Source organism: Methylobacterium sp. B1 (assembly GCF_000333255.1).
Classification (GTDB): Bacteria; Pseudomonadota; Alphaproteobacteria; order Rhizobiales; family Beijerinckiaceae; genus Methylobacterium; species Methylobacterium fujisawaense.
This window is the reverse complement of sequence record NZ_BACT01000019.1, coordinates 1-8,734: the sequence shown is the minus strand read 5'-3', so window position 1 is coordinate 8,734 and position 8,734 is coordinate 1. Positions and strand designations below refer to the sequence as shown.

Sequence of the window (8,734 nt, the reverse complement as noted above, 5' to 3'; positions counted from 1 at the left end):
CTGGAGAAGGCGTAGCGACTACTGCCATTAAGTAGAATTCACGGGGTGCCGATCTCGACCTCGGGCTCGGATGCTGAGAAGATCCGCATCCGCGGAGTGGGACAGGCGGCTTGCGGAAAGCCCATCCTGTCGATACTTTGCGATGCAAAGCGCGGTGCGAAGCATGCTGCAGCCGGGGGCTTGAGGCACATGCAGGACCTGGACAAGGCGCTGGCCGACATCGTGGCGATCCGCTCGCAGATCGCCCGCGACACGGCGTTCCGGGGTTTGGGGGCGGCGACGGTCGCCGGCACCGGCTTCCTCGCGCTGGCCTGCGCGGCGGGGCAGGCCCTTTGGCTTGGCGATCCCGCGGCGCGGCCGGGCCTGTTCTTCGGCCTCTGGATCGCGGCGGCCCTCGCGGCTTTCATGATGATCGGCGTCGAGGCGGTCCGGCGCAGCCGGCGCCTGCATTCCGGCCTCGCCGACGCCATGGTTTGGAACGCCATCGAGGTGTTCCTGCCGGCCGCGGGCGCGGGGGCCTGCCTCGCCCTGGTCGTCGCCCGCTTCGCACCCGACGAGGTCTGGATGCTGCCGGGTCTCTGGCAGGTGCTGGTCGGCCTCGGCCTGTTCGCCTCGTCCCGGATCCTGCCGCGGGCTGTCCAGGGCGTCGGCGCCTGGTACCTGCTCGCCGGGCTCGCCGTGCTGGCGGTCTCGGCCGAGACCCGGGCCCTGTCCCCCTGGACGATGGGCCTGCCCTTCCTGCTCGGTCAAGCGTGGCTGGCCGGGATCATCCATCATGCGGCCCGGGCCTTCGATGACGACCGCTGACCGTTCCGACGGGCGCTTTTCCTACGAGGGGCTCGACAGGATCATCCACGAGCGGGCGCGCCTCAGCGTGCTGACCTCCCTGGTGGCGCATCCGAAGGGCCTGCCCTTCCCGGATCTCAAGCGCCTGTGCGGGCTCACCGACGGCAACCTGAGCCGCCACCTCGCCGTGCTGAGCGAGGCCGATCTGGTGAGCCTCGAGAAGGGCTTCGCGCACAACCGGTCGCAGACAGTCTGCCGCCTCACCGTCACCGGGCGCCAGCGCTTCATCGGCTATCTCGGCGTGCTCGAGCAGGTGGTGCGCGACGCCGCGCAGGCCGCCGAGCGCGGCCCCGAATCCGGTGTCCGCGGCCTCGATCCGGCCACGAAAACGGCGTGAGACCGCCCCGTCCCGCCGGGAATGTTAATCCCGTCTCGATAGACCTGAACGCCACGCCCATGCCGGGAGACTTTACGATGCAAAGCGAAGCGGTGCCGGGTCCCCTGCACGCCGCGATCATCATGGACGGTAACGGGCGCTGGGCCACGCAGCGCGGCCTGCCGCGGCTGGCCGGCCACCACCGCGGCGTGGAGTCGATCCGGCGCACCGCCGAGGCCTGTCCGGATCTCGGCATCGGCACGCTCACGCTCTACGCCTTCTCGGCGGATAACTGGCAGCGCCCCGCCGAAGAGGTCGGCGGCCTGATGCGGCTCCTGCGCTCCTACCTGCGCAACGAGACCCAGCGCCTCGCCCGGACCGGCACGCGCCTCAGCGTCGTCGGTCGGCGCGACCGTCTGCCGGACGGCATCCCCGAGGCGATCGCCGCGGCGGAAGCCGCCACGGCGGCGGGGACCCGGCTGCATCTCCGGATCTGCGTCGACTACTCGGCCCGCGACGCGATCATCGCCGCGGCGCAGCGCCTCCAGGGCGAAGATCCGACGCGCGAGAGCTTCGGCAAGTTGGTGGCCGGCCCGATGCACGGCTCTCCCGTCGATGTCGACCTGCTGATCCGCACCGGCGGCGAGCGCCGTCTTTCCGACTTCATGCTGTGGGAGGCGGCCTATGCCGAGTTGCACTTCACAGAGCGGATGTGGCCCGAGTTCGGTCCCGAGGACCTGGCCGAGGCGGTCGCCGAGTTCGGCCGCCGCGAGCGCCGGTTCGGCGGGCTGAAAGCTCCGGCAGTCCCGGCCGCGGCCTGAGGCCGCTTGACGCGCGCGCGCCGGCGCGCAGAGGGTCGTCGGCATGACCGAGACCCTCGCCCAGCGCCGCGTCCTCCTCGTCATCGGCGGCGGCATCGCGGCCTACAAGGCCCTCGACCTGATCCGGCGCCTGCGCGAGCGCGGCGCCAGCGTCTGCCCGGTGCTGACCGCGGGGGCACAGGAATTCGTGACGCCCCTTGCCGCCGCCGCGCTCGCCGGTGAGCGGGCCCATACCGATCTGTTCGACCGGGCTTCCGAGGCCGAGATCGGCCACATCAAGCTCGCCCGTCAGGCGGATGCCGTGGTGGTGGCGCCCGCGACCGCCAACCTGATGGCCCGCATGGCCGGCGGTCACGCGGCCGACCTCGCGACCACGGTCCTGCTGGCGACGACCCTTCCGATCCTGATCGCGCCGGCCATGAACGTCCAGATGTGGGCGCATCCGGCCACCCGCCGGAACCGCGCGGTCCTGGAGGGCGACGGCGTCCGGATCGTGGGGCCGAATGCCGGCCGGATGGCGGAGCCCGAATCCGGCCCGGGCCGCATGGCCGAGCCCAACGAGATCGCCGATGCGCTGGAGCGGATGCTCGGCCAGCAGGCCGGGGACAGGCCCCTGGCCGGCCGGCGCGTGCTCGTGACCTCCGGTCCCACCCACGAGCCGATCGACCCGGTCCGCTACATCGCCAACCGCTCCTCCGGCCGCCAGGGCCACGCCATCGCTGCGGCCGCCGCTGCGGCCGGTGCCGCCGTGACCCTGGTCTCCGGGCCCGTGGCGCTCCCCGATCCGCCGGGCGTCGCCGTCGTCCGGGTCGAGACCGCCCGGCAGATGCTGGAAGCCGTCGAGGCGGCGCTGCCAGCCGACATCGCGGTCTTCGCCGCCGCGGTCGCCGACTGGCGTCCGGAGCAGGAGGCCGGCAACAAGAAGATCAAGAAGGACGGCACCGGCCCGGCGCCGATGCCGCTGGTGGAGAATCCCGACATCCTCGCCACGATCGCGCGCCTGCCGGTGGGGCGCCCGCCCCTCGTGGTCGGGTTCGCCGCCGAGACCGACACGGTCGTCGAGCACGCCCGGGCGAAGATTGCCCGGAAGGGCTGCGACCTGATCGTGGCCAATGACGTGTCGGCCGAGGGCGGCGTCATGGGCGGCGCCGACAACACGGTTCACCTGATCCGACGGGACGGTGCGGTGGAAACCTGGCCGCGCCTCGGCAAGGACGAGGTCGCCCGGCGGCTCGTGGCCCATGTCGCGGGGCTTCTGACCGGCTGACGCGACGGGGCCGCTGCGAGCCCGCCTCCCTGCCCCGCGAAGGTGCTTCGAAGGTGCTTCGTCGGCCCGCACCCCGGCGGTGACGTCGATCGCGCGCAGACGGGTGAGAGACGGTCCTGAGATATTTGTATTTTGGAAGAGGTGATTTTCGCGATTATTCGCGGTGTCATTCGGTAAATGCCGGAAATTTCCTCAAATCACATTTCGAATGAGGCTATACGCGGTCGAACGACCATAGAAATACATCAGATTTTTTGATTGTGCCTGAGAAAAACTTGTTATGATCCTGCGATACGCTCGATCTGTCGGGCCGTCGGAGGTGAAGCATGATGCGGGTGCGGGACCTGTCGATCCGGACGACCATGTGTCTCGTCCTCGTCGCCATGGCGACGATCATGCTGGCCTTCGCGACGGGCGCCCTGCGGGAGGCGCAGGAGCAGGCGGCGGAGGCCGAGCAGGTCATCACCCTGGTGCGGGCGAGCCGCGCCCTTCTCCAGACCCTGAACGTGGCCCGGTTCGAACGGGGGGCGACGCTGCAATTCCTCGCCGCCGCCGAGCCCGTCGAGGCCGAAACCCGCGCGTCGCTCTACGCGGACCGGCAGCGGGTGATCGCCGGGCTGGCCGAAGCACAGCCCCTCCTCGACGGGCTGGGTCTCCCCGCCGTGACTGCGACCCTCGGCCCCCTGCGGGCTGCCGGCGGACGCGTCGAACGCCTCCGGCCGCGGGTCGACGCGGCCCTGAAGCTGTCGGGATCCCAGCGGGATGGCGCGGTGACGACTGAGGCGAAGGCCGACTTCCAGGAGATGCTCGATGCCCTGATCGCCACGAGCGATGCCGTGGATGCCGCGATCCCGCTGTCCGACGGGATCCTCCGACGCGATCTCGCCCTCAAGCGGGCGGCCTGGTCGACACGCATGGCCAACGGAGCCGTCGCCCTGCGGGTGCAGACGTCCCTGGCGGCCGGGACGGCCTGGACGCTGGACGAGACCGTGGCGGCCGCCGAGGAGCGGGGACGTCTCGACGCGGCCTGGAGATCGGCCATCGAGGCCGCTTCGGAGATGTCCGAGACGGTTCGCGCGGCGTTCCGCCGGGCCCGGGAGAACAATTTCGAGGGCCCATCCCTGGCCCGCCGGTCCGCAGTGGCGACCGCGCTGAGCCGCGGCACGCCGCCGGGTCTGACGCTCGCGCAGGCGCGCAAGCTCGATACGCCCGAGCAGGTCACCCTCGTCGACCTCGCCTTCGTCTGCCTCGACGAGATGATCGCGCGGGCCGAGACCCTCTCCGGCGCGGCCCGGCGCGTCCTGCTGCGCGACGGGGCGGCTCTGCTGGCAACCCTGCTCCTCGTCGCGCTCGCCCTGATCGTGCTCTTCCGCGGGGTGCTGCGGCCGATCCGGGCGATCACAGCGACGATGGAGGCCCTCGCGGCCGGGGATGCCGACGTCGCGCTCCCAAGCCTGGACCGGCGCAACGAGATCGGCGCCATGGTCCGGGCCGTGCAGGTCTTCAAGGACAATTTGATCCGGTCCCGTCGCCTCGAAGCCGAGGCCGAAGAGGCCCGGCAGGCCGCCGAGGCGCGGCGCCGCAGCGGACTGCGCGCGATGGCCGAGCGCTTCGAGCGGGCGGTCGGCGGCGTCATCGCCCAGGTCTCGGCCTCGGCCACGGCCCTGCAGGCCACCGCCGGGAGCATGACGGAGACCGCGGCCGAGAGTGCCGGGCAGTCGACAACCGTCGCCGCCGCCGCCGAGCAGGCGGCGAGCAACGTCAACACCGTGGCGGCGGCTGCCGAGGAACTCGGCACCTCCGTGCAGGAAATCGGCCGGCAGGTCGACGGCTCGGCCAATCTCGCGCGGGCGGCCGTCGCGGAGGCCGATCAGACCGGCGCGCTGGTCCGGGACCTGAGCGAGGCCGTGTCGCGGATCGGCGACGTCGTCGGGCTGATCGCGACCATCGCGGGCCAGACGAACCTGCTGGCGTTGAACGCCACGATCGAGGCGGCGCGGGCGGGCGCCGCCGGTCGCGGCTTCGCGGTCGTCGCCGCCGAAGTGAAGGCGCTGGCCGTTCAGACCGCCCGCGCCACGGACGAGATCTCGGGCCAGATCGGGCGGGTTCAGGCCTCGACGGGCGAGGCCGTCGCGGCGATTGGGACGATCACGGCCCGGATCCGCGAGATCGACGGCGTGGCGACCTCGATCGCCGCCGCGGTGGAGCAGCAGGGCGCCGCCACTCAGGAGATCGTCCGCAACGTCGGACAGGCGGCGCAGGGCGCGGCCGCGGTCACCGGCCATATCGCCGGCGTGGCCGTAGCCTCGAGCGCGACCGAGGCGGCGGCGGGGGAAGTTCTGGCCGCGGCCGCGGCCCTGTCGGCCCAGTCCGCGCATCTGACCGCCGAGGTCGACCGGTTCCTGGACAGCGTCCGCGCCGCCTGAACGGTTCCGGAGGCTCGGGCGACCGGGCTCCCTGGCCTGGACGGGTCCGAGGCGATAGAAGGCCTCCCGACGGCCGGCGCGCACGGCGCCGGCTCCAGGGAGAAACCATGCCTCGCCTGTCCCCCCTCTTCGGAGCCGCGTTGATCGCCATGACCACAGCCGCCACTGCCGAGACCGTGACCACGCCCTCCGGCCTCAAGTATCAGGACGAGGTCGTCGGCACCGGGCCTGAGCCGAAGGCCGGCCAGCAGGTCACCGTCCAGTATACCGGCTGGCTCGACGAGGGCGGCAAGAAGGGCAAGAAGTTCGATTCGTCCCGCGACCGCAACCAGCCCTTCAGCTTCCCCCTCGGCGCCGGCCAGGTGATCAAGGGCTGGGACGAGGGCGTCGCCACCATGAAGACCGGCGGCAAGCGCACCCTGATCATCCCGCCGCAGCTCGGCTACGGCGCCCGGGGTGCCGGCGGCGTGATCCCGCCGAACGCCACCCTGATCTTCGACGTCGAACTCCTCGGCGCGAAGTAAGCGGCACGGCTGCGCGACGGCGAGAGTTTCCAGAACCATGCTGTTCGCGCAGCTGTCCGACGAGCTGTTCAAGCCGCTGGCTTCGCCGAGCCGCAGCTTCAACGCGGCCCTGCTCCTGCATCTGCACCGGCGCGTCCTCGGGGCCGAGCCGGTGCGCAAGGCCGAGCTTCTGGCCGAGATCGGCGACTTCGCCGCCGGCTGGAGCGATCCCGAGGTCAGCGGCGACGAGCCGATCTCCGCCGATCCGACCGAGCGCCGCACGGCGCTCTACCGACGCCTCCTCGACACCGGCTGGCTGATCGAGCGCCGCGAGCGCTACGTTCCGGTCGCGGAGTTCGACCCCGAGGCGCGGCTCCTCCTGGAGGAGCTGTCCCGGCTGGAACGGGGCGAGACCCGCTCCTACGGCGGCGCCGTGCTGGAGGTTCTGGGTGGCCTCGAGAGCGCCCTGTCGGATCCGGCGAACCGCTCCGAGGCCCTCTCCAACGCCGCCCGGGGCGCGGCCGCCTTCCTGTCGCACGTGCGCGGGCTCGCGGCCGGCATGCGCAAGGTCGAGGAGCGCATCCTGCGCGAGCCCGACCGCGCCAAGACCTTCCGGCTGTTCTTCGAGGATTTCGTCGAGCGCCACCTGATCAGCGACTACCGGACGCTCCACACCCGCTTCAACCCGTTCCGCTTCCGCGCCAGCGTGGTGCGCGAGGCCGGCCGGGCGCTGCGCGACGCCCTCACCGTCCGGGCCCTGGCCGAGGGCCTCATCCGGGAGGGGCGGAGCGCCGATCTCGACGCGGCGCAGCGGGCCGTCCGGACGGATCTCGCCCAGATTCTCGCGGTGTTCGAGGGGCTCGACAACCATCTCGATGCCGTCGACGCCGTGGTGGCGCGTCTGGAGCGCCGGATCGCCTCCGCCCTGCACGTGATGGACCGCCCGGATCCGAGCGGCGTCGAGCGCGTGGCCGCGATGCTGCGCGCCGTCGGCGGGTCGGAGATCGCCCCCGACGTGCCGGGCGACGTCTCGCTGCTGCGGCCGCCCATCGGGCACGCGCATCTCCAGGCGCCGCGGGCCCGCAAGGCCGCGATCGACATGGAGCCCCTGCCCGACATCGAGGACGATCCGGTGGTCGACGCCTTCGCGGCCGCCAAGGCGGAGTTCCGGCGCCGCACCACCGTGACGCCCGAAAGCATGAGCGCCTTCGTGGAGGCCCGACTCGGAAAGGCGGTGCGGCTGCGCGGGTCGCAGATCGTGATCGCGGGCGTCGACGACTTCATCGTGTTCCAGCGCCTGCGCGAGATCGACGTGCTGTTCGACGCCAAGCTCGGCGAGCGCTACGCCGTCACCCGGCTGCCCGAGCGGGTGGCCAATGGCTGGCTCGACTGCCCGGATTTCCTTCTGGAGCGCCGCCCCTATGCTTGAGGGCTTCCGCGCGATCATCGACGGCGACGAGCCGCCGCCGCCCGGCGCAAGGGCGCCGGATGCCGAAGAGCTGAGCCGTGCCCTCCAAGTGCTTCTGAAGGGGCAGGTGATCTACGCCGAGACCCAGGGGATCGGCCGCTCCTACGAGCTCGCCCGGCACTACGCCCCGTTCTTCACCGACTACTTCGCCTGCCTCGGCTACGCGCTCACGGTCTCGCATCGCGACCAGATGGTCTCGCTGAGCCCGGCCGCCGACGCGCCCCGCCACGACATCGTCTCGGAGCGCCTGCGCAAGGACGAGACGCTGGTGCTCCTGGCGCTCCGGCTCCTCTACGAGGAGGGCCTGCGCGACCACCGGGCCGGGACTGACGGGATCGTCGACTGCACCACCGACGAGATCGTCGAGAAGATCCGCACCGTGGCGCGCAACGAGCCTCCCGAGGAGGGGCGGCTCGCCGACATCCTGCGCCTCTACGCGAAGCGCGGCGGCCTGCGCCTCGGCGAGCGCGACCGGGTCGAGCGGGTCACCCCGCTCTCGCTCCTGCCGGGGCTGACGGTGCTGGCTTCCGACGCCTGGATGGAGCGCCTTCGGGCGTGGTCGGAGGCCGGGGAGGCCTGATTCCGACGTCCGTCCTTGAGGGGGGGCGTCTTCGCCAACGGAGCGAAGCGCCCCGGCGGCGGTCCGCTCGACGACGTCCCGCTGACCGGGGTCAGGCGTGGCGCCCGTGACGCCGCCGGCCGGCCGGTATCCGGTCAGGCCGCCCGGACGGTCGCCAGGAAGTGCTCCACCTCGCTGCCGAGATGGGCCGCCTGCCGGGCCATCTCGGAGGCCGACGCCAGGACCTGCGCGGCGGCCGCCCCGGTCTCCTCGGCGGCGCCCGCGACGCCGCTGACATTGGCGGTGACGGATTCGGTCCCGGTCGCCGCCTCGGCGACGTTGCGGACGATCTCCTGGGTGGCCGCGCCCTGCTCCTCCACCGCGGCGGCGATCGACGTCGCCATGCCGCTGATCTCGCGGATGCGGCCCGCGATGCCGTCGATGGCCTGGACGGCCTGGCCGGTCGAGCCCTGGATCTGCGCGATCTGGGCCGAGATCCTCGCCGTGGCCTTGGCGGTCTGGTCGGCC

8 protein-coding genes and 1 pseudogene are annotated in these 8,734 nt (G+C 72.2%); 8 read left to right on the top strand and 1 reads right to left on the bottom strand.

The features are described from left to right. Positions 1–189: 189 nt before the first annotated feature. The 8 genes from I53_RS00610 to I53_RS00575 all read left to right on the top strand — a co-directional run bounded on the left by I53_RS00610 (position 190) and on the right by I53_RS00575 (position 8,227). A complete protein-coding gene (locus I53_RS00610) occupies positions 190–807 on the top strand; it encodes a hypothetical protein (protein ID WP_043345491.1) in 618 nt (205 codons plus the stop codon). Next, positions 794–1,183 carry a transcriptional regulator gene (locus I53_RS00605; RefSeq protein WP_043345490.1) on the top strand — a complete coding sequence of 130 codons (390 nt, stop codon included), beginning with the start codon at positions 794–796 and terminating at the stop codon, positions 1,181–1,183. Before I53_RS00610 ends, I53_RS00605 begins: the two co-directional genes overlap by 14 nt. 77 nt (positions 1,184–1,260) lie before the next feature. Beyond that, the gene (locus I53_RS00600; RefSeq protein ID WP_043345488.1) at positions 1,261–1,983 is read left to right on the top strand and encodes a di-trans,poly-cis-decaprenylcistransferase; all 723 of its coding nucleotides are present in this window, start codon (positions 1,261–1,263) and stop codon (positions 1,981–1,983) included. 43 nt (positions 1,984–2,026) lie between these two features. After that, the gene (gene coaBC, locus I53_RS00595) at positions 2,027–3,250 is read left to right on the top strand and encodes a bifunctional phosphopantothenoylcysteine decarboxylase/phosphopantothenate--cysteine ligase CoaBC (protein ID WP_043345486.1); all 1,224 of its coding nucleotides are present in this window, start codon (positions 2,027–2,029) and stop codon (positions 3,248–3,250) included. Positions 3,251–3,579: 329 nt separating this feature from the next. Continuing rightward, entirely contained in the window at positions 3,580–5,676 is a 2,097-nt protein-coding gene (locus I53_RS00590) for a HAMP domain-containing methyl-accepting chemotaxis protein (RefSeq protein WP_083935928.1), read from the top strand. 107 nt (positions 5,677–5,783) lie between these two features. Continuing rightward, entirely contained in the window at positions 5,784–6,200 is a 417-nt protein-coding gene (locus I53_RS00585; RefSeq protein WP_043345483.1) for an FKBP-type peptidyl-prolyl cis-trans isomerase, read from the top strand. Positions 6,201–6,237: 37 nt separating this feature from the next. Continuing rightward, positions 6,238–7,608 carry a Wadjet anti-phage system protein JetA family protein gene (locus I53_RS00580; protein ID WP_043345481.1) on the top strand — a complete coding sequence of 457 codons (1,371 nt, stop codon included), beginning with the start codon at positions 6,238–6,240 and terminating at the stop codon, positions 7,606–7,608. After that, complete coding sequence (locus tag I53_RS00575; RefSeq protein ID WP_043345479.1) at positions 7,601–8,227, top strand: DUF4194 domain-containing protein; 627 nt, start codon at positions 7,601–7,603, stop codon at positions 8,225–8,227. Before I53_RS00580 ends, I53_RS00575 begins: the two co-directional genes overlap by 8 nt. Before the next feature lie 134 nt (positions 8,228–8,361). On the opposite strand, the pseudogene I53_RS00570 reads toward I53_RS00575, so the two are convergent. Beyond that, positions 8,362–8,734 (bottom strand): annotated as a pseudogene (locus I53_RS00570) (methyl-accepting chemotaxis protein); the annotation flags it as partial.